Origin of the sequence: Rickettsiales endosymbiont of Peranema trichophorum, assembly GCF_004210275.1 — a bacterium.
Classification (GTDB): Bacteria; Pseudomonadota; Alphaproteobacteria; order Rickettsiales; family Midichloriaceae; genus RICK02.
Genome location: NZ_SCFA01000069.1, coordinates 1 through 1,042 on the forward strand (window position 1 = coordinate 1; position 1,042 = coordinate 1,042).

The following is a 1,042-nucleotide window of genomic DNA, read 5'->3' on the forward strand; positions in this document are numbered from 1 at the left end:
AGACACCTTTAACAATTTTGAGAACATTATAGGCTCACTCAAAAGTGATACTTTATCTGGAGACAACAAACCAAATACAATTTATGGAAGCGACGGTAACGATGTTATTAAGGGTAGAGGTGGTGGTGATAGACTAGATGGAGGTAAAGGCTCTAACACACTAAGCTACAGAGATTCAAGGTCTGGGGTTAAGGTGGACTTGACAAGCGGAGTATGTCAAGGAGGTGATGCTGAAGGAGATGTCATCAGCAACTTTAGCGACATTATAAGCACATCATACAATGACGTCCTAACAGGCACTGACACAAGAAACAGCATACATGCTGGAGGTGGTAATGACATTGTGGAAGGCAAAGGGGGAGGTGATAAGCTAGACGGAGGAGAGGGTATTGATACAGTAGTCTATAGTTCCTCCAGTACAGGAATATCGATAGATCTTGAGCTAGGGACTTCATTTGCGACAGATGATCCAGATGTCAAGGATGAGATTAGGAACTTCGAGAACGTTATTGGTTCAGAGTACAATGATGAATTAATAGGAGATCACAATAATAACATCATGGAAGGAGGTGAAGGCAGTGATGACATATATGGAGTAGGAGGTATTGACAGTGTAAGCTATAGGAATTCTGGCAAAGGAGTGAAGGTTGATTTATCGATTGTAGAACAAGAAGATGGTGACAGGCTACATGATATTGAGAACATTATAGGCTCTAGGTACAATGACGTATTAACGGGGGACCAAGGGGACAACCTGATAGAGAGTGGAGGAGGAAATGATGTATTGACGGGAGGCAAAGGCAGGGATGTGTTTAGGATTACAAACGCGAAAGGTGTGGTAAGGATCAAGGACTTTGAGTACGGAGACAAGGTTGATTTTAGTGGATTTAAGGATATCAGAAGCTTTAATGATGTGAAGAGCAAGATGAGCAGTACGGGTTACGCATTTGGTAATTCTGTTATTAAGCTAGGTGCAACGGAGGTCGTAGTAGAAGGTGTAAGGAGCCTATACGAAGAGAATGTGCTACATCAATCCAAGATT

1 protein-coding gene is annotated in these 1,042 nt (G+C 42.1%); it reads left to right on the forward strand.

Annotated features, from left to right (window positions below):
• The coding region (locus tag EDM53_RS03590) for a calcium-binding protein (protein WP_410528557.1) at nucleotides 1–1,042 on the forward strand (1,042 nt) is incomplete at both ends.